Below are 17902 nucleotides of genomic sequence, written 5' to 3'. Positions count from 1 at the left end.
CACGTTTGAGTTAGCGCCGTCCCGGGTATCCACGATTGACTTACCACCGATCGCGGGGGGCGAGGCATGAACGTCGCACCGAACAGCGAGGCGGCTCTCGGCCTCGGCAGGTACATCACCACGGTCGCCCGCTTACTGGGCGTGCCGCCGGACGCCATGTACCACGAGGTCGGCGACCTGGCCTCGGCCTACATCGCGCTGCCCAGCCGGCATCCGCTGTTCGCCGAGTTCGACCTGATGCTGGTCTGGGACGAGCGGCACGGCTGGTCGATCGGCCTGGAGATCGACACCCTGGACGGCCCGGTGGTGCTCAGCTACCTCGGCCCCGACCCGCTGCCCACGCCCGGCCGGATCCGGCACTTCGTGGACGAGGTGGTGGTGGGCAACTGCCCGGGCCAGCCCAACCCGCCGCGCTGCCGGTCCCGGGAGCGGCTGGCCGACCGGCTGGCCAAGTTCGTCGCCGCCTAGCGTGGTGTACTGCGGGGCGTGATCGCGCCCGAGGAGACCGAACCGGAACGGCTGGCCCGCAATCTCGCCGAGCTGCTCCAGGAGTTGCGCGTCGCGCAGAACGGCGTGCAGGTGCTGTTCGGCTTCCTGCTCACGCTGGCCTTCACCGACCGCTACGCGAACGCCGGCCACCTGGTGCACGTGACCCACGTGGTGACGACCTCGCTGGCCGCGGGCTCGGCGGCGTTCCTGATCGCGCCGGCCGCGTGGCACCGGATCCTGTTCCGGCACGGCCATCGCGAGCAGATCATCCGCACCGCGTCGGTGTCGGCGCTGGTCGGGCTGATCCTGCTGGCGGCGGCCATGACCGGCACCATCCTGATGGTCGGCTACGTGGTGTTCGGCGCTCTGCTCGGCGCCCTGCTCGCCGCCGGCTTCGGGCTGCTTTTCCTCATGCTGTGGTTCATCCTGCCGCTCTGGATGCGGATCTCGCCCCGCTAGGCATACGGTGACGCGGTGGGGTTCCGGCACGAGGCCTTCGGCTACGACGGCGAGGAGGGCTTTGTCGCCCGGGTGACCGAGTTCGTGCGGGGCGGGCTGGCCGAGGACGCCGCCGTGCTGGTGGTGGCGCCGGCCCAGCGCCTGGGCCCGGCGCGCAAGGCGCTCGGCGCGGACGCCGACGGCGTCGAATTCCTGGACATGCTCGACGTCGGCCACAATCCGGCGCGGATCATCCCGCTGTGGCAGGACTTCCTGAACCGCAACGCGGGTCGGCCGTGCCGGGGGGTCGGCGAGCCGGTGCACGAGGGTCGGGGGACCGCGGCGCTGGTCGAGTGCCACCAGCACGAGGTGCTGCTGAACGTCGCCTTCGCCGACACCGACTGGCGGCTGCTGTGCGCGTACGCGCGGCCCGAGCCGGCCCCGTCCCGGGCCAGCCACCCGTGGTGGGACGGCGCATCGAATCCCGCCTTCGACGCGCGGCACCGCGGCTGCACGCTGGCCCAGCCGCTGCCGGAGCCGTTCGGCCCCACCGCCTTGCTGCGGTTCGACCTGGACAGCGTGACCGGCGTGCGGGAGTACGTCGCCGGCAAGGCGCGTCGGCACGGCCTCGACGCCGACGCCGTCGAGCGGCTCGCGCTGGCGGTGCACGAGGTGATGGTGAACAGCGTCGACCACGGCGGTGGCGGCGGCATGCTGCGGCTGTGGGCCGAGGACGGCGACCTGGTGTGCGAGGTGCGCGACGAGGGCGTGATCAGCGATCCGCTGGTCGGCCGCCGCCGGCCGACGCTGGCCCAGCCGCGCGGTCGGGGCATGTGGATGGTCAACCAACTGTGCGACCTGGCACAGGTGCGGTCCTCGCCGGATTTCGGCACGGTGGTGCGGTTGCGGATCGGGGAAACGGGTACCCGGCAAGCATGACGAGGCTCGCGCATGGTCAGGAACGGGCACTGGGTGATTTGGTCTCGGCCGGCACGTTGTCCCGGCAGGAGGCCGACGCGGTGCGTGAGGCGCTGACCGACGCGGAGCCGGCGACCCCGATGCGCCGGCGGATCGCCGAGGTCGTCGGCTACGTCGGCGGCGCGCTGCTGCTGGCCGGGGCCGCGCTCGTGGTCGGCAACTCGTGGGAGTCCTTCTCCCATGCCGGCCGGGTGTGGTTGCTGGTCGGCGTCACCGTGCTGCTGATCGGGGCCGCTGTCGCACTGCGCAACCAGGTCACCGGTGTGCTGCTGGCCTTGGGCGCGCTGACCGGCGGCCTGGCCGGCTCGGTCGCCTTCGACACCCATCCGGCGCTGGCCGGCGGGGTCGCCGGGCTGCTGCTCGCGGTCGCCGGCTATGCCGCCTGGCCGGCGGTGTTCGCGCTGCCGGTGGCCGGCCTGGCCGGTGCTTCGACGGTGGTCGGGCTGGTGGACCTGGGCGGCTGGTCGCCCTCGTGGATCGGCGCCGGTCTGCTGGTGCTCGCCGTGGTCTGGGCTGTACTGGTCGGTTCAGAGGTCGTTCGGCACCGTGCGACCGGGGCCGGCGTCGCCGCCGCCCTGGCCCTGATCGGCGCGCAGTTCCCCGAGCACGCCTTCATCGTCTACTCGACGACGTTCGTGGTGGCCCTGGTGTGCTTCGGCTGCTACCTGGCCGACCGGATGCCGATCCTGCTCATCGGCGGCGTGATCGGCGTGACCATCGCCGTGCCGGAAGCCGTGTGGGACTGGACCCACGGCGCCATCAACGGGGCCCTCCTGGTCCTGATCGCCGGCGCGGTCCTGTTGGCCGCCGGCGGAATCGGCCTGCGCGTCCACCGCGCCTAGCCCTCAGATCACTGAGCCGCCGCCGTCCACCGGGATGATCACGCCGTGGATGTTGGCGGCCTCGTCGCCGGCCAGGAACAGGACGGCGGCGGCGACCTCGTCGGCGGTGCTGGGGCGGCCGGAGGGGAAGCCGGCGCCGACTTCGGCGACTCGGGCGAGGCGGGCGTCGTCGTCGAGTTCGGTGCGGACGGGGCCGGGGGCGACGGCGTTGACCCGAACGCCCTTGGCGGCCAGTTCGACGGCCCACGACTTGGTCAGCAGGTGCAAGGCGGCCTTGCTGGCGCCGTAGACGGGCGTGACCAGGGGCGCGGTGCTGCCGGCGATGGAGCCGATGTTGACCACCACGCCGCCGCCGCGGGCGATCATGCCGGGGACCAGCGCGGTGGCCAGCAGGAACGGGACCTTGACGTTCATGCCGAGCACGGTGTCGAGCTGCTGTTCGGTGGCGTCCAGCATGGAGTGGTTGCCGGTGACCACGGCCGCGGCGTTGTTGACCAGGATGTCGATCTCGCCGGCCCGGTCGACCAGCTCGCGCACCGCCGCGCCGCCGCCGGACAGGTCGGCTGGCACGAAGTCCGCCTTGGCGCCGCTGTCGCGCAGGCGGGCGGCCACCTCCTCACCGCGCCGGGCGTCCCGCCCGGTGATCACCACCGCCGCCCCGGCATCGGCCAGCCGGGCGGCGATCGCCCGTCCGATGCCGCCGGTGCCGCCCGTGATCAGCGCGCGCCGGCCGTCCAACCTCGTCACGGTCTACCTCCTGAACAGGGCCCGGCACAGGTCGCGATTACGCAGGGCATCGGTGCTGTCGAAGGCCTGGTCGACGTTGCCGTGCCAGGGAAGTCCGCGGATCTCGGGATCGGCGACGGTGTCCAGCAGGGCCTCGGCGAAGCGCTCGGCGTGCAGGACCTGGTAGGGCCGGGTGTGGTACGGGCGGATGGCCGGGTCCAGCGGCTCGGTGAGGCCGAGTTCGTTGTGCCAGCCGGCGACGTGCCGGTAGGCGGCGGCCAGGTGCTCCTCGCGGTCGGGTCCGAACGCGCCTCGAAGCATGGGTGAAAGTGTTGCCGCGCAAGGCAGTTGGGCGAAGGCGCTGCCGAACCACTTGCCGTACGGGGCGTAGCGGCGGGACATCAGGAAGCACAGCCGCATCACGTCCCGGGCCAGCCGGGCGGCGATCACCGCGGAGCCCAGGTCGTCGCCCACCTCGGCCGTCCGGCCGACGAACGCCTCCTCCTGGCTGAGGCGTTTCCACTGACAGGCCAACAGGTATCGCCAGATGTCGTCGGGATACCAGGCCAGCGACGCCCGGGCCCGGGTGAGGTCGCCAAGGTCGTCGTGGAACACCGCGCCCGCCGTGACCTCGGCGAAGCCCTGGGACGAGGTGGCGAGCCAGTCGAAGGTCGTCACCCCGGCCAGCGGGTCGAAGCCCAGGTGCCCCCGCAGCCAGTCCCCCACTCGAAAAGCCTTGACCGGCAACGATTCCGGGTCCGGCGCGAAGATCTGGACGAACGGGCCCCAGTCGTGGTCCCGGGAGCGCTCCGTGTCGAAGCCCAGCACTTCCGAGCCGTGGCCGATGCGGGCGGCGGCGTGCGGAATGCCTTGCAGCTTGGGCGCCAGCTCCGCCTCGTAGTGCTCCCGGGACTCATCGAGGCCCTTCACGGCTTGCGGGCCTCGATGAGGAAACGCTTGGTGTGCGCGACGAACGGGCCGCCGCGCCGGATCTGGTCGTGCACCGCCCGCAGCTGCGGGCGATAACCGTCCACGGTGAACCCAGGGACGATCCAGATCACCTTGCGCAGGAAGTGCACCACCGCCGCGATGTCGTCGAAGGTGGCCAGCAGCGACTCGTGCCGCAGGTCCACCACCTCCAGTCCGACCTGCTCCGCGTCGGCCGCCGCGAGCTCGGGATCACGGGAGTTGTCGATCTCCAGCGGGCCCAGGAACGCCTCGCTGACCTCGTGCATGGAACCGGATCCCACCTGCTGCGACAGATAGGTGCCGCCGGGTCGCAGCACCCGCGCGATCTCCGACCAGCCGACCTCGGTGGGATGCCGGCTGACCACCAGCTCGAACGAGGCGTCCGGGAACGGCAGCGGATCGAGGTTGCCGGCCTGCACCACCTCCACCCCGCGCGGCTCCAGCAGCCGCCGGGCCACCGCCACACTCGGCGGCCAACCGTCGGTGGCCGCCGTCCGGGCCGGCAGCTTCTCGACGGTGTTCAGCACCTCGCCGCCGCCGGTCTGAACGTCCAAAACGGACTCCACCGTGGCCATCCGCTCGCCGATCATGCGGGCATAGCCCCAGGACGGGCGGGCTTCCGTCGCCCGGCCCTCGAACCAGGAGAAGTCCCAGCCCTCGACCGGCACCGCCGCGCCCTCGGCGATCAGCTCCTCGAAGGTGTCCATGCCCTCCAGCCTCACACGCCCGGCAAGCCCATTTCCACCGGACGCGCCCGCACGTGAGTGGCTCATTTGCGCTCCAGAGCCACCTGAGCCACTCACGTGCGTCTTTGGGAGGCACGTGAGTGGCTGAGGCGGGCGTACAGGCGAAATGAGCCACTCACGTGCGACAAAGGGAGGCACGTGAGTGGCTCAGGTGGGCGTATAGGCGAAATGAGCCACTCACGTGCGACAAAGAGGGTCAGCGGGGGTTGACAGTGAGGGTGACCGGTACTGCGGGGATCGGGTAGGGGGTGCTGCTGCCGAACACGAGGGCAGCGGTGTACTTGCCGGGTTGGCTGATCGGGGAGCTGTCGAGGGTGACGGTGAAGGTCACCCGCTGGTGGGGTCGCAAGGTCAGGTGCGTGGCGCTGGCGGCCAGCCAGGGCACGCCGGCGCTGGGGTCGACGGCGTAGCCGGGCAGGTATTCCACGGCAGCGGTGGGAAAGACGCTGTACGGGGAGCCGCCGACCTTGTAGAAGCCGAGGACGCCGGCGCCGCGGTAGGTGGCGGTGTTGGCGTTGGGCAGGGCATTCCACGAGCCGGTTCGAGGGTTGTAGGTGAAGCCCTGGTTGGTCAGGGTGCTGCCGGCGGTGACGCCGCTGGAGACGACCAGCAGGCCGTTGGCGGCGGAGTAGGCCGAGCCCCACAGGGGGATGGGCAGGTCGGGCAGCGCGGACCAGGCGTCGGTGGCGGGGTCGTAGACGTAGGCGTGCCGGATCGCCCCGGCGCTGTCGGTGGCGCCGCCGGCGCAGTAGAGCTTGCCTTCGATCCCGCCGCAGGAGGCCCAGGAGATGGGCTCGGGATACGAAGCGGCCTTGTGCCAGGCGTTGGTGGTCGGGTTGTAGACGGAAACATCGACGGTGCCGCAGAAAGCGGGCCCGCAGCCGCCGACGAGGTAGAGCTGACCGTCGAGGACGGAGCTGCCGGCGGCCGCATAGGGAGCGGGGTCGTCGGCGCCGGTGGACCAGGTGTCGCTGGCGAAGTCGTAGATCTCCAGCTTCGGATCCATGGCCCCGTCGACGCCCCAGCCGCCGGCGACGTAGAGCTTGTCGCCGACGATGCCGTGTCCGGGCGCCTGGTGGGTGTCGGCGGTGGAGGCGAGCTGGGTCCAGACGCCGGCGGCCGGATCGAGCACAAAAAGGTTGCCGGGGCCGGGATCGCCGATGGTCAGCCCGGTGTCGCCCAGCCCGGCGTAGATCTTGCCGTGGTAGGCCTCGGCGACGTCGTCCATCAGAATTCCGGGCAGGCTCTGGACGTTGTGCCAGGCGGCGTCGGCAGGAACCGTGGCCGCGGGTCGAGAGGCCTGCGGCTGCCCGGTGATATGACCGGTCGGATAGACGCCCGGAATCCGTTGCAGCGGCGCGGAAGTGGCGGCCACCAAGGGTGCGTCGGCCTGGCGACCGATGTCGAGGGTGGCCGGCGCGTCGCCGGTGTTGGTGACGGTCAGGGTTTGGGTGGTGTGCCCGTTCTTGCCGACGGACGCGGTGATCGACCCCGGGTCCACGCGCAGCTGCCCGGCTTCGAGCCGGTAGTCGGCCGCGACGGTGTTGTGGGCGCGGACGTCTACCGTTCGCGATGTGCTGGAGTAGCCGACCTTGGCCGCGGTGAGCACGTGCTTTCCCGGCCCGGGAACGAACAGCGAGTAGTAGCCCCCGCTCTCCGGGGTCGCGACGGTCTTGGCCCGAACGGACGAGTCGCCCTGGTCGGTGATCGTCGCGTCGACCGCGCCCCGGCCGGTGTTCGCGTCCCGCGCGGCGCCGACGACCAGGCCGCCGGCGACGGGCGTGAAGTTGCGCTGTCCGACGAAGACGTTGTCGATCCCCCAGTACCAGCCGCCGTGCGCCTTGTAGTGGAAACGCAGCTGCACGGCGGACTTGCCGGCGTAGGCGGTGAGGGGAACGTCGAAACGGGTCCGGTTGAGGAAGTAGTCGTTGCCGCTGAGATCGGGCGCCCACACGGTGGTCCAGGTCGCCCCGTTGTCGGCGGTGGCCTGCACCTCGAACGACTCGTAGGTCGGGTTGATGGTCCACATGCTGTCGAACGCGACCTCCGGCTGCGTGTCGCCGCTGAGGTCGTACACCGGGGTGATCAGGGACGTGTCGAAGTTGCTGGAGAATCCCCAGTGGTTGCTGTCGGCGATGGCGAACGCGCCGTCGCCGCCGGTCGCGTTGCCCCGGCCGTCCGGGTCGTCGAACTGCCAGCCGGCGGTGGTGTCGGGGGCGTTGACCACGCTCCAGCCGGCCGGCGCGGAGGTGGTGGAGTCGAAGGGAACCGTCGGACCGGCCAGGGCGAGCCGGTAGCCGGGGGCGTCGGCCTTCCACGGATCCGCGGTCGGCGTGGCGTCCACGGACAGCGGGGACCGGGCGACGTGCACGGTCCTGGTGACCTGGTTGTAGCCGGGCGCTGCGGGCGCGAAGGCCAGGGTGTAGTCGGTGTTCTCCGGCAGGGTCAGCTGGTAGCGGCCGGTCAGCGGATCGGTCCACACGGCATTGGGATCGCCGTCGACGGTGACCTTCGCGTACAGCGGCCACCCTTGGCCGGAGCCGTCGGTGACCTTGCCCGAGACGGTTTCGCTCGGCACCTGGGCCAGCGCGAAGTTCTTCGTGATGGTGGCGTTCTCGCGGACGGTCAGCGTGGCTTTCCCAGTCGCGTGCCCGTACGCGGTGACGGTGAGATCCCTTGTCCCGGTGGGAAGGATGAGCGTGTAGCGGCCCTGGCCGTCGGTGCGGGCGACGTCGGTTCCGTCGCTGACGGCCGCCTCGGTAAGCGGTTTCCCGGCGCGGTCGGTGACGGTGCCGGTCAGCGTGCCGTGCGGGCCGGCGCGGAAAGCCTGAAGGCCAGCAGGGGTGCCGAGGCCGGTCGGGCCGTCATAGCCGGTCATGGCGTTGCACAGGGCGCCGACCGTGCAGGCGCCGTTGATGCCGCTGGTGACGTCGTGCAGGCCGGCGCCGGCGGTATACGGGTAGGAGTTGGGGTAGGTCCCCTCTGCCGGAGTGCCGGCGTCGGCGTACACACCGGCGATGACCGGGGAGGAGACGCTGGTGCCGCCGTACACGCTCCAGCCGATGCCGTCCTGGTAGACGGCGACGCCGGTGGCGGGGTCGGCGACGGCGGAGACGTCGGCGACCGTGCGGTTGGCGCAGCCGGTGTCGTGCTGGAAGGCCGGCTTGGGCTCGTAGAGCGAGCAGCCGGAACCCGCGCCGCCCCAAGCGGTTTCCGACCAACCGACGGCGGTGCGGGTCAGGCTCGTGCCGCCGACGGAGGTGACGTGCTGGGAGGCCGCCGGGTAGGACACGCCGTAGCCGGAGTCGCCGGACGAGGCGACGATCGCGACCCCGGGATGGTTGTAGGAGGCGTCGAGAGTGGTGGTCTCGGAGGGGTCTTCGCCGGAGCCGGGCGTGGCGGAATACTCGGTGCCGTAGGAGTTCGAGACGAACTTGGCCCCCAGGGCCACAGCCTCGTCCACCGACGCGCCGAGGTTGGTGTCGGCGGAGTCGTCGGCCTCCACGAGCAGGATGTGGGCGTTGGGGGCGACGGCCGAGACCATGTCGAGGTCGAGGGAGATCTCCCCGGCCCAGCCGGCGTTGGGCGCCGGGTACTGGGCGCCGCCGCGCTGGTCGACCTTGCGGAAGCAGCCGTTGGCGGTGGTGCACGGCGGCAGGCCGTACTGCTGGCGGTACACGGCCAGGTCGGCCTCGGCGGTGGGGTCGTCGTAGGCGTCGACGATGGCCACGGTCTGACCGGTCCCGCCGCTGGCCGGCAGCGAGTACGCGCTTTGCAGGTCGGACGGGCCGAAGCCGGCAGGGGACGCCTGCACATGCGGCTGGATTCCCGTGCGGCGCAAGGCGAAGCAGGAGAACGTGCCGGGGCTCGGCGCGTCGCAGACGGACTGGTAGGAAGCGGGGGTCGATGCGTTGGCCGGCGCCGGTGCGCCGAGAACGGCCACCGCGGCGGCGAGCAGAACCCCCGACAAGGCACGGAACATGTGACTCCCCTACGTCTGGGCGGGCGGCCAGAGCGTCCCTTTTTGGTCTACACCATGGGGAACGGGAAGCACACGACACGGAATTGACGTAAACAGCACAAGCACGTGAGCGGCCCGGAGCGGGCCGCTCACGTGCGACAGGGGGTGTCAGTTGGGCTGGTTGCCGTGGGTCAGGGTCTCCCAGGCCACGAACAGGATGTTGTCGCCGGCCGGCCGGTTGTTGGTGACCAGCGTCTTGGTGTTGGTCATGACGTTGGTCCCCCGGTAGGCCAGGGCGTTGTAGCCGACCTCGGTCACCGGGCCGAGGCCCTTGTTCACGGCGCCGCCGCACAGCCAGGACGGCACGGCCGCGCCGAGCTCGTACTGGGCCTGGAAGCCGAGGGCGTAGCGCAGGCGGGTGCCGATGTCGCCGCCGTACAGGTCGGTGCCCTGGATCCGGGAGGTCTCGGCGACGTCCGAGATGGACGCGATGCCGTAGCCGGTGTGCGTGAAGTCGCGGCAGGTCTCCTGGGTCAGGCCGTTGACGAAGGTGCTCTGGCCCTGCCAGTAGCTGATCAGCGCGGAGCTGCCGGTGGGGCCGCCGGGCACGGTCTTGGGCAGCGCGCCGTCGGTGGACAGGTACACGTACGCGGGCACGCGCAGCATGTACTTGGCCATGGCGGTGTCGTAGCTGGTCTTGTCGTCGAGGAAGACGGAGATGCCGACGGCCGCCTCCATCATGGTCAGTTCCCAGTTGCCGTTGCTGAAGCTGCCCTTGATGACGACGGGCAGGTAGACGTTGCGCAGCATGGTCTGGAACCGGCTGAGGTTGGCCCAGCCGCCGGTGTAGGTGTAGCGGATGATCTCCGCGGCGCGCGGCCACACCGAGCCGGCCCAGCCGGTCTGCAGCGGGGCGTTGCTGTTGGTGTGGCTGGTGATCGTCCCGGACCAGGCGTCCATGTAGGCGATGGCCTTCTGGGCGTACGTCGCGTTCTGGGTGATGTACCAGGCCAGCGCGTTGCCGTAGGCCGCGAGCGCGTCCTGGCGCTCGTTGGTGCAGCCGAGGTTCGGGTTGGAGTACGGACCGCACTCGACGACCGAGCGCGGGGTGGGCTGCCTGCTCTGCGACAACAGGGCGTCGGACATCATCGCCTGGTACGCCTGGGTCTGCGGCTGCGCGCCGGCGTTGACCTGGGCCCGGATGTAGTCCAGCTGCGCCCGGCTGACCAGCACGCCGGGATGCGTGAACGCGGCGGGCGCGGCCCAGGCCGGCTGGCTAACCGATCCGACGGCCAGCAGGCTGACGAGCAGCGACACGATCGCGAGCAGGGTGGTGGTCACACGTTTCGACATGACACTCCTCGGATGGCGGCGGTGCCTGACCGAGAACTTGCAGGGGAATGTCAGTCTTAGAGGTCCAGACCACTTTCGTCAATCTTGCACGGTCTCTTTTCGGAAAACCCAGAACCGCGCGGCCACATATGTGAACAAACCGACGCAGCAGGCGGCCATCACCCGGGCGACGGCGAAGGGAACGCCGATGTCGGCCAGCCAGGTGGTGGCCAGCGTGGTGAAGCCCAGATCGGCCAGCGTGATCACCACGAACTTCAGCAGCTGGCTGCCCACCGGGGCGTGCGACTTGAAGTTCATGGTCCGGTTCAGCACGTAGTTCAGGCCGAACGCGCACAGGTAGCCCAGGGCCACGTCGACCGGCAGCGGCACGGCCGGGAACCAGATGTTCATCGCGGCCAGGATGGCCATGTCGATGGCGAAGGTGAAGGTGCCCAGGATGACGAACCCGACCAGCTCGGGCGTGATGAAGCGCAGTCGGCTCGGCAGCTTGGTCGCCCACGAGGTGAGCACGTCGCCGAGGCGCTCCAGGCGAGTCCGGGACGGGAGGGTCTGAGTCGGCACGCCTTCCATCCTGCCAAGACTTCGCCTAGGGATGCTCCCGGTTCGCCAAACGTTCAGCGACTGGTCCCGCTCAGCCGCTCCACGTCGGCCGCGCTGAGCTGGGGATCCGGGGCCACCGTGCGGACCGCGGGCCGGGTGCGGGCGGCGGCCTCGATGCCGGGGGCGAAGCCCAGCGTGCGGGCCGCGAGCAGGGCGGCCCCGACGGCGGCCGGCGGCTCGTCGGGGGCGATCTCCACCGGCACGCCCAGCGCGGCGGCGACGACCTCGGCGACCATCGGCACCTTGAGCACAGCCGGGTCGACCCGGACCCGCCTGATCGGCGTGCCGGCGGCGGAGAGCGCTTCCCCGGCGGCGACCAGCAGCCGACCGAGGCCGTCGATCCGCACGGCCGGCGGGGCGTGGCCGTCGGACAGGTCCACGCCGACGGCCCAGACGCCGTCAGCCAGTCGCTGCGTGAACAGCACGTCGTCGGCGACGGGACGAGGACTCAGCACGGCCAGCACGAGCCGGGAGCCGAGCCAGAGCGCGGCGGTGCCGGTGTCGGTCACGCCCATGCCCAGCGCCGCCAGCGGCAGCCCGGCCGCGCCGACCACCAGCGGCAGCAGCGCCGGCAACGCCAGCAGCTGGGCCGCCTCGGTCACCAGCGGCACCTGGTCGGTGGGGTCGACCAGCGGCGGCAGCTGGGCGGTGCCGATGCCGGCCAGCTCCAGCGCCTTGGCCGACCACTGGGGTTCGGCCACGGCCAGCAGGCCGCCGGCCGAGGCGCACGAGGTGTCGGCCAGCACCCGGGCGGTCAGCCGGGACAGCACGAAGTCCTTGAGTTCACACCATCGGGCGACGCGGGTGAGCAGGTCGGGGCCGTGCTCGGCGAACCAGGCCAGCCGGACCAGCGGCGATCCGCCGTGCGCGGTGGCGCCGGTGGCGTGCCGCACCTCCGGGCCGATCCGCTGGGCCAGGGCGCGGGTCTGCGGATCCGGACCGTGGAACACCGGGGTCATCGGCCGGTCCAGCTCGTCCAGGCCCAGCAAGGTGTCGCCGGATCCGGCCAGGGCCATGCCGCGCACCGGCAGCTGTCTGGTCGCGCACAGCTGGACGCAGCGGTCGATGGCCGCGAACACCACGTCCAGCGCGGCGTACGGGTCGAGGGTGCCGCGCGGGTAGCGCAGCTGGACGTGGTCCAGCACGGCCAGGTGATCGCCGAGCACGGCCACCCGGACCGAGTCGGCCCCGACCTCGACCCCGAAGACCGCACCTGCCGCCGTCATCAACGCACCTCCGTCGCACGCGCCCTTCGTCTCATCATGGCGGTCTTCTACGCTGCGTAGTGGACGAGTTGACAGCTGTGGGCGAACTGTCCGAACTCAGTCCAGGATCGGCGCCCCCCGCCACCGCCAGCCTGCCCGGTTCGGCAGATCCGGCAACTCGACGCGATCCGTGGCCCACAGCAGCGCCGTCCACGGATCGGCGTCCACGGTGACCTCCGGAAACATCCGGGCCAGGACCCGGGCGCAGACGTCGGCCGGCGGGTCCAGCGCGACACCGAGCCCGCGGGCGATGTCCTCACCGTGCACAAGGATCTCCACCACGCCCATGCCGGCGAAACCCTCGGGATCGGCCATGCCGGTCGGGTGGTAGGCCCGGACCTCGGGGCCGGTCACGGCGACCGTGGCGGCCAGCAGCCGCCCGCCGGTGATGGCGAACTCCAGGGCGTCGGCGACGGTGGCGTCCTTCATGAGCGCGGCCTCGTAGGCGACATAGCGGTCGTCGCGGCGGGTCACGAGCTGGGCGGCGTAGGACAGCACGCAGTCGCCGACGTGCTCGGCGGTGCGGTAGGCGTTCAGGTCGCCGGTTCCGCTCGTGGCGGTCCAGTCGCGGTCCACGACGGGCCCCAGGGCGGCTTCGAGGGCTTCGGTGGCGGCGTGCAGATCGGCTGCGGTGACGGGCATGCCGGCCACCCTACCTAGGAATACTAGGTATTCACGACACCGGTTCCTAAGTAATTGTGACCAGCCTGAACGGACGCATTCTACGGGCCTTTCGGGGGTTTGTCCCTAACGGCGGCAGACGTAGACTCGGCGGTGCAATTTCCCCGCCCTGACTACCCCCGGGAAGAATTGTACAACCTTTCCGTCGCGGAGGTTTCCGTGTCCGAAAAAATAGTCCCCGGCCGCTGTCCCGTGGCCCACCCGAGATCCGCGGCGCAGGCCACCCCGATGGCGCCGATCCTTGGCAAGCCCGTCTCGCGGCGCACCCTGCTGCGCACCGCGGGCGCGTTCACCGGCGCGCTCGGCACCCTGGCCCTGTTGCAGGACGGCGCGATCGTGCCGCAGCGGCTGGCGATGGCCGACACGGCGGCTGCGTTCCCGGACATCCAGTTCGATCTCGGCCCGTTCATGCCGCCCGCCGTCACCTACGACGGCATTCCGATCGGCATGCCGCCGGTGCACACGGTTTTCCTCACCGCCACCCTCACCGCCCGGCCCAGCCGGGCCGACGTGTCGCGAATGGAATCGGCGCTGCGCACCATCGAGGCGAACTATCCGTACGCGCCGGGGGGAATTTTCACGCACGTCTCCTACAGCGACAACTACTTCGCCCGGTTCCCGGCGTCGGTCGTGAGCGCGAACATGCCGCGGACCCTGTCCGACAACCAGCCGGTGCTGCGGCGCGCGGTGCCCTCACCCACCGACGTGGCCCCCGGCTCGCACGTGCTGGCACTGCGCCGGCCGGCGTTCAACGTGCCGGTGCGGATGGAGAGCAACGACCTGCTGTTCACGGTGCGCGGCGACGACTCGTCGTACGTGGCCGACGTGGTGTCGTGGCTGTCGGGCAGCAACAAGCTGATCGGCCGGGCCGTCGCCTCGCCGCAGTTCGACGCCGGCATGCGGATCACCTCGTCGCGCGCGATGTTCGTGCAGATCGGCCTGCCCCGCTACGTCGCGGCCAACGCCGGCTTCGCCTGGCAGTCCTTCGTCAACTCCGACTCGCCGATGTGGATGGGCTTCGCCGACCAGCAGGTCGACGCGGCCGCGCCGGCCCAGAACGTGACCTTCGTCGGCGGTGGCGGCATCCACCTGAGCACGGCCACGGCCGGCTCGTACTTCGACAACGGGGCGATCCAGCACCTCTCGCACGTGCTGCTGGACCTGGAGCAGTTCTATCTCAACGGGCGCGACCCGGACGAGGGCCCGGACACCCGGGAGCCGTTCGACGAGCGGATCCAGTACATGTTCCACTCCCCCGCGCCGGTCGAGCAGAACCCCGCCGACCCGTTCTACAACGGCGGCGGCCCGATGAACCTGACCATGCGCGGCGCGATCGTGCGCAACCAGTTCCACGGGGCCGGCTACGCCGAGCAGAGCGCCCAGCAGTTCGAGCGCATGGGCCACCTGTCCACGCTGCAACGCTCCGCCCGCACCCCCGACGGCCGGCCGATCCACATCCGCATCGACGGCCCCGGCTTCGACGCCATGGACACCACCACCGGCCGCAACACGCCGAAACTCCAGTTCTCCGGCTTCTTCCCCAGCGCCGACTTCTTCGCCACCATGCGGGCCAACCAGTCCGCGGTCGACCTGCTGGAGAAGTACAACCTGGACGAGGAGGACCACGGGCTGGAACGGTTCATCACCGCGACCCGGCGGCAGAACTACCTCATCCCGCCCCGCCGCCACCGCGCCTTCCCCCTAGCCGAACTCGTCTGACACCCCCGCTGATGCCACATGCGCTTCCTATGTGGCATTGGAAGCCACATAGGAAGCGCATGTGGCATCACCCGCCCTGCCCCACCCCCAGCAAGTGCCCCCACCCCCCAGCAAGTGTAGGAAGGGGGCTTTCCTCCACTCCGAGTGGAGGAAAGCCCCCTTCCAAGCACCGGGGGGGCGGTCAGATGCCGGTGCCGGGGGCGGCGCCGCGGCCGGGGAGCTGCTGGTCGCTGATGGACGTGGCGGTGCCGGTGTCGCCGGACAGCTTGGCCACGATCGTCACCGTGGTGCCGGTCTTGAGCGCGCTGACCTGCTCGTCGCCGTTGTCGACCAGGGTGGACGAGTCGATCACGTACGTCTGGGTGTAGCCGTCGGTGCTCTTGGCGGTGACGGAGGTGGCGCTGATCGCGGTGATCTCGCCGGTCTGGAGCCGTTCGGTGACGTAGCTGCCGTTCTCGGAGACGGTGAAGTCGCCGTGCAGGGCGGTCATCAGGGCGCCGATGCCGCCGGCCCCGCCGCCGAAGCCACCGCGGCCGCCGGCCCCGCCGGCCCCGAAGCCGCCGGCGCCCGGCCCCTGGGTGGCGGCGCTGGCGGTGCCGGTCTCGACCAGCTTGGAGATGCCGTAGCCACCACCCGCGGCGACCACGGCGGCGACGGCGACCACGGCGGCGGTCTTGCCCGCCGACCAGCGCTTCGGCGGCTGCGGTGCGCCGTCGGGCGTGGCGGCCGGCTGTGGCTGCGGCTGCGGCGCTGCACCCCAGACCGGCTCGGAACCTTCGGCGGGCTGCTGGGTGTCCATCGGTTTCCTCCTGGTTCGGGCTTGTGACAGCCACCCTGGCGAGCCGGCCTGTGCGCGAGCTGTGCGCACTGTGGGCACATCCTGTGAGCACGGCGCACAGGTGATACACAGGATTCACACAGTGAGTGCAAAGTCGAGGCCAACAGGATGGAGCGATGAACGGCGAACTCAGGCGCGCGGACGGCAGCCAGCTGCGGGTGCTCGTGGTGGACGACGAGACCGCGCTCGCGGAGCTGGTGAGCATGGCTCTGCGCTTCGAGCACTGGGCCGTGCGCTGCGCCGCCGACGGCGGGTCCGCGGTGCGGGAGGCCAAGCAGTTCCGCCCGGACGCCGTCGTGCTCGACATCATGCTGCCCGACCTGGACGGCCTGGAGGTGCTGCGCCGCATCCGGATGGACCAGCCCGAGGTGCCGGTGCTGTTCCTGACGGCCAAGGACGCGATCGAGGACCGCATCGCCGGCCTGACCGTGGGCGGCGACGACTACGTGACCAAGCCGTTCAGCGTGGAGGAGCTGGTGCTGCGGGTGCGCTCGCTGCTGCGCCGCTCCAGCTCGGTGGCCTCGGTGGCCAGCTCGCAGCTGGTGGTCGGCGGGCTGACCCTGGACGAGGACAGCCGCGAGGTGCGCCGGGACGGCCAGGAGATCCACCTGACCGCCACCGAGTTCGAGCTGCTGCGCTACCTGATGCGCAACCCGCGCCGGGTGCTGAGCAAGGCCCAGATCCTGGACCGGGTGTGGGAGTACGACTTCGGCGGCCAGGCCAACATCGTCGAGCTCTACATCTCGTACCTGCGCAAGAAGATCGACCACGGCCGGGAGCCGATGATCCACACCATGCGCGGCGCCGGCTATGTCCTCCGTCCGACGGGCTGACCGCCCGCGGCGCCGGTGGACGCTGCGGCGCAAGCTCGTCGTCGCCGTGGTCCTGCTGCTCACGGTGGTGTCGCTGGCGATCGGCCTGATCGGCGAGGTGTTCATCCGCACCACCATGGTCGCCCAGGTCGACAGCCAGCTCCAACAGGCCGGCAACCGGGTCCGCCCCCAGGGCTCGGGCAGCGGCGACCACGGACCCCGGCCGGAACAGACCTGGTGCGCCAACAACCAGTCGCAGGCGCCGCCGCCGAGTCAGGGGCCGGGGGCGCTGGCCGTGAACGGGCAGGCGGCGTTCGTGCTCGACCAGAACGTGTGCCCGCAGAACCTGCTCCCCAACCAGCTGACCGCGCTGCTGGCGGTGCGCTCCGACGGGCGGCCGACCACCGTGGCCGTGCCGGGCCTCGGCGACTACCGGGTGATCTCCACCAACAACGGCAGCGCGATCGTCGGGCTGCCGTTGACCCAGATCAACGACACCCTGGACAGCATCAACATCGCGCTGCTGGTGATCGCGGCGATCGGGCTGGTCGTGGCCGGCACGGCGGGCGCGGTGATCATCAGCACCGCGCTGCGGCCGCTGGACCGGGTGGCGGCCACCGCGACCCGCGTGGTCGACCTTCCCCTCGACCGGGGCGAAGTCGCTTTGTCCGTAAGGGTTCCCGACGCCGACACCGATCCGCGCACCGAGGTCGGCAAGGTCGGCGCGGCGCTGAACCGGATGCTCGGCCACGTGGCCACGGCGCTCAATGTCCGTCAGGAGAGCGAAACCCGGGTCCGGCAGTTCGTCGCCGACGCCAGCCACGAGCTGCGCACCCCGCTGGCCTCCATCCGCGGCTACGCCGAACTGGCCCGCCGCTACGACGGCCGGGTGCCGCCGGACGTCTCGCACGCGATGCGGCGCATCCAGTCCGAGTCCACCCGCATGACCTCGCTGGTCGAGGAACTGTTGCTGCTGGCCAGGTTGGACGCGGGGCGGCCGCTGGCGCGCGAGCCCGTCGACCTGTCCCGGCTGGTGGTGGACGCGGTCAGCGACGCGCACGTGACGAGCCGGGATCACCGGTGGCAGCTGGCGATCCCAGCCGAGCCGGTGTTCGTGCTCGGCGACAGCCAGGCGCTGCACCAGGTCCTGCTCAACCTGCTGGGCAACGCCCGGGCCCACACGCCGCCCGGCACGACCGTGGTCACCGGAATCCACAATGGACGGCCGGCCGAGGTCGTGCTCCAGGTCTTCGACGACGGGCCGGGGATTCCCCCGCAGCTGCAACCGGAAGTGTTCGAGCGCTTCGCCCGCGGCGACGGCTCCCGGTCGCGGGCCTCCGGCGGCACCGGGCTCGGGCTGTCGATCGTCGCCGCCATCGTCGACGCGCACGGCGGCGAGGTCGCGCTGGAGAGCCGGCCGGGCCGCACCGTGTTCACCGTGCGGCTCACAGCCGGCGCACAGTGAGCGCACACAACCGGCACAGC

The 17902-nt window shown here is 71.2% G+C and carries 16 protein-coding genes; 7 read left to right on the top strand and 9 right to left on the bottom strand.

The window, feature by feature from the left end:
- Positions 1-66 precede the first annotated feature (66 nt).
- Genes ACIG5F_RS25290 through ACIG5F_RS25275 form a run of 4 tightly spaced genes read left to right on the top strand, consistent with a single transcriptional unit; the run spans position 67 to position 2747 of the window.
- Entirely contained in the window at positions 67-468 is a 402-nt protein-coding gene (locus ACIG5F_RS25290; RefSeq protein WP_396521406.1) for a DUF6292 family protein, read from the top strand.
- An 18-nt stretch (positions 469-486) separates the two neighbouring features.
- Positions 487-948: a DUF6328 family protein gene (locus ACIG5F_RS25285; protein WP_396521404.1), complete on the top strand. Its 462-nt coding sequence runs from the start codon at positions 487-489 to the stop codon at positions 946-948.
- A 15-nt stretch (positions 949-963) separates the two neighbouring features.
- Positions 964-1866, top strand: coding sequence for an anti-sigma factor RsbA family regulatory protein (locus tag ACIG5F_RS25280; RefSeq protein WP_396521402.1), 903 nt, complete (start codon positions 964-966; stop codon positions 1864-1866).
- Positions 1863-2747, top strand: a complete 885-nt coding sequence (locus ACIG5F_RS25275; RefSeq protein ID WP_396521400.1) for a hypothetical protein — start codon at positions 1863-1865, stop codon at positions 2745-2747. The genes ACIG5F_RS25280 and ACIG5F_RS25275 overlap by 4 nt, the downstream gene beginning before the upstream one ends.
- Positions 2748-2750: 3 nt before the next feature.
- On the opposite strand, the gene ACIG5F_RS25270 is transcribed toward ACIG5F_RS25275, so the two are convergent.
- The 8 genes from ACIG5F_RS25270 to ACIG5F_RS25235 all read right to left on the bottom strand — a co-directional run bounded on the left by ACIG5F_RS25270 (position 2751) and on the right by ACIG5F_RS25235 (position 13009).
- The gene (locus ACIG5F_RS25270; RefSeq protein WP_396521399.1) at positions 2751-3494 is read right to left on the bottom strand and encodes an SDR family NAD(P)-dependent oxidoreductase; all 744 of its coding nucleotides are present in this window, start codon (positions 3492-3494) and stop codon (positions 2751-2753) included.
- A 3-nt stretch (positions 3495-3497) separates the two neighbouring features.
- Positions 3498-4403, bottom strand: coding sequence for a DUF4037 domain-containing protein (locus ACIG5F_RS25265; protein WP_396521397.1), 906 nt, complete (start codon positions 4401-4403; stop codon positions 3498-3500).
- On the bottom strand, positions 4400-5149 hold the full coding sequence (locus ACIG5F_RS25260; RefSeq protein ID WP_396521395.1) for a class I SAM-dependent methyltransferase: 750 nt from the start codon (positions 5147-5149) through the stop codon (positions 4400-4402). Before ACIG5F_RS25260 ends, ACIG5F_RS25265 begins: the two co-directional genes overlap by 4 nt.
- Before the next feature lie 235 nt (positions 5150-5384).
- Positions 5385-9170 (bottom strand): carboxypeptidase regulatory-like domain-containing protein, encoded by a 3786-nt coding sequence (locus ACIG5F_RS25255; protein ID WP_396521394.1) that lies wholly within the window; start codon positions 9168-9170, stop codon positions 5385-5387.
- Between the two features lie 147 nt (positions 9171-9317).
- A complete protein-coding gene (locus tag ACIG5F_RS25250) occupies positions 9318-10502 on the bottom strand; it encodes an alginate lyase family protein (RefSeq protein ID WP_396521392.1) in 1185 nt (394 codons plus the stop codon).
- A gap of 78 nt (positions 10503-10580) precedes the next feature.
- Complete coding sequence (locus tag ACIG5F_RS25245) at positions 10581-11063, bottom strand: GtrA family protein (RefSeq protein WP_396521390.1); 483 nt, start codon at positions 11061-11063, stop codon at positions 10581-10583.
- Positions 11064-11116: 53 nt separating this feature from the next.
- Positions 11117-12328: an FGGY family carbohydrate kinase gene (locus tag ACIG5F_RS25240; RefSeq protein ID WP_396521388.1), complete on the bottom strand. Its 1212-nt coding sequence runs from the start codon at positions 12326-12328 to the stop codon at positions 11117-11119.
- Positions 12329-12424: 96 nt separating this feature from the next.
- The gene (locus ACIG5F_RS25235; RefSeq protein WP_396521386.1) at positions 12425-13009 is read right to left on the bottom strand and encodes a hypothetical protein; all 585 of its coding nucleotides are present in this window, start codon (positions 13007-13009) and stop codon (positions 12425-12427) included.
- 267 nt (positions 13010-13276) lie between these two features.
- On the opposite strand from ACIG5F_RS25235, the gene ACIG5F_RS25230 reads away from it, so the two are divergent.
- Positions 13277-14767 (top strand): hypothetical protein, encoded by a 1491-nt coding sequence (locus ACIG5F_RS25230; RefSeq protein WP_396521384.1) that lies wholly within the window; start codon positions 13277-13279, stop codon positions 14765-14767.
- A 181-nt stretch (positions 14768-14948) separates the two neighbouring features.
- On the opposite strand, the gene ACIG5F_RS25225 is transcribed toward ACIG5F_RS25230, so the two are convergent.
- Positions 14949-15566: a hypothetical protein gene (locus ACIG5F_RS25225; protein WP_396521382.1), complete on the bottom strand. Its 618-nt coding sequence runs from the start codon at positions 15564-15566 to the stop codon at positions 14949-14951.
- Positions 15567-15721: 155 nt separating this feature from the next.
- Between ACIG5F_RS25225 and ACIG5F_RS25220 the strand changes: the two genes are divergently transcribed.
- Positions 15722-16438 carry a response regulator transcription factor gene (locus ACIG5F_RS25220; RefSeq protein WP_396521381.1) on the top strand — a complete coding sequence of 239 codons (717 nt, stop codon included), beginning with the start codon at positions 15722-15724 and terminating at the stop codon, positions 16436-16438.
- Positions 16416-17882, top strand: coding sequence for a sensor histidine kinase (locus tag ACIG5F_RS25215; protein WP_396521379.1), 1467 nt, complete (start codon positions 16416-16418; stop codon positions 17880-17882). The genes ACIG5F_RS25220 and ACIG5F_RS25215 overlap by 23 nt, the downstream gene beginning before the upstream one ends.
- Positions 17883-17902: the final 20 nt, after the last annotated feature.

Origin of the sequence: Kutzneria sp. NPDC052558 (assembly GCF_044547355.1) — a bacterium.
In the GTDB taxonomy this organism is placed as follows: domain Bacteria; phylum Actinomycetota; class Actinomycetes; order Mycobacteriales; family Pseudonocardiaceae; genus Kutzneria.
The sequence above is the reverse complement of the archived record's forward strand: the minus strand, read 5'-3'. Positions and strand labels throughout refer to the sequence as shown.

What these genes read in the sequence shown, in the direction of transcription:
- ACIG5F_RS25290 (WP_396521406.1), top strand. Translation starts at nt 67, where the DNA reads ATGAACGTCGCACCGAACAGCGAGGCGGCTCTCGGCCTCGGCAGGTAC.
- ACIG5F_RS25275 (WP_396521400.1), top strand. Translation starts at nt 1,863, where the DNA reads ATGACGAGGCTCGCGCATGGTCAGGAACGGGCACTGGGTGATTTGGTC.
- ACIG5F_RS25260 (WP_396521395.1), bottom strand. Translation starts at nt 5,149, where the DNA reads ATGGACACCTTCGAGGAGCTGATCGCCGAGGGCGCGGCGGTGCCGGTC.
- ACIG5F_RS25255 (WP_396521394.1), bottom strand. Translation starts at nt 9,170, where the DNA reads ATGTTCCGTGCCTTGTCGGGGGTTCTGCTCGCCGCCGCGGTGGCCGTT.
- ACIG5F_RS25250 (WP_396521392.1), bottom strand. Translation starts at nt 10,502, where the DNA reads ATGTCGAAACGTGTGACCACCACCCTGCTCGCGATCGTGTCGCTGCTC.
- ACIG5F_RS25240 (WP_396521388.1), bottom strand. Translation starts at nt 12,328, where the DNA reads ATGACGGCGGCAGGTGCGGTCTTCGGGGTCGAGGTCGGGGCCGACTCG.
- ACIG5F_RS25235 (WP_396521386.1), bottom strand. Translation starts at nt 13,009, where the DNA reads ATGCCCGTCACCGCAGCCGATCTGCACGCCGCCACCGAAGCCCTCGAA.
- ACIG5F_RS25230 (WP_396521384.1), top strand. Translation starts at nt 13,277, where the DNA reads ATGGCGCCGATCCTTGGCAAGCCCGTCTCGCGGCGCACCCTGCTGCGC.
- ACIG5F_RS25225 (WP_396521382.1), bottom strand. Translation starts at nt 15,566, where the DNA reads ATGGACACCCAGCAGCCCGCCGAAGGTTCCGAGCCGGTCTGGGGTGCA.
- ACIG5F_RS25220 (WP_396521381.1), top strand. Translation starts at nt 15,722, where the DNA reads ATGAACGGCGAACTCAGGCGCGCGGACGGCAGCCAGCTGCGGGTGCTC.
- ACIG5F_RS25215 (WP_396521379.1), top strand. Translation starts at nt 16,416, where the DNA reads ATGTCCTCCGTCCGACGGGCTGACCGCCCGCGGCGCCGGTGGACGCTG.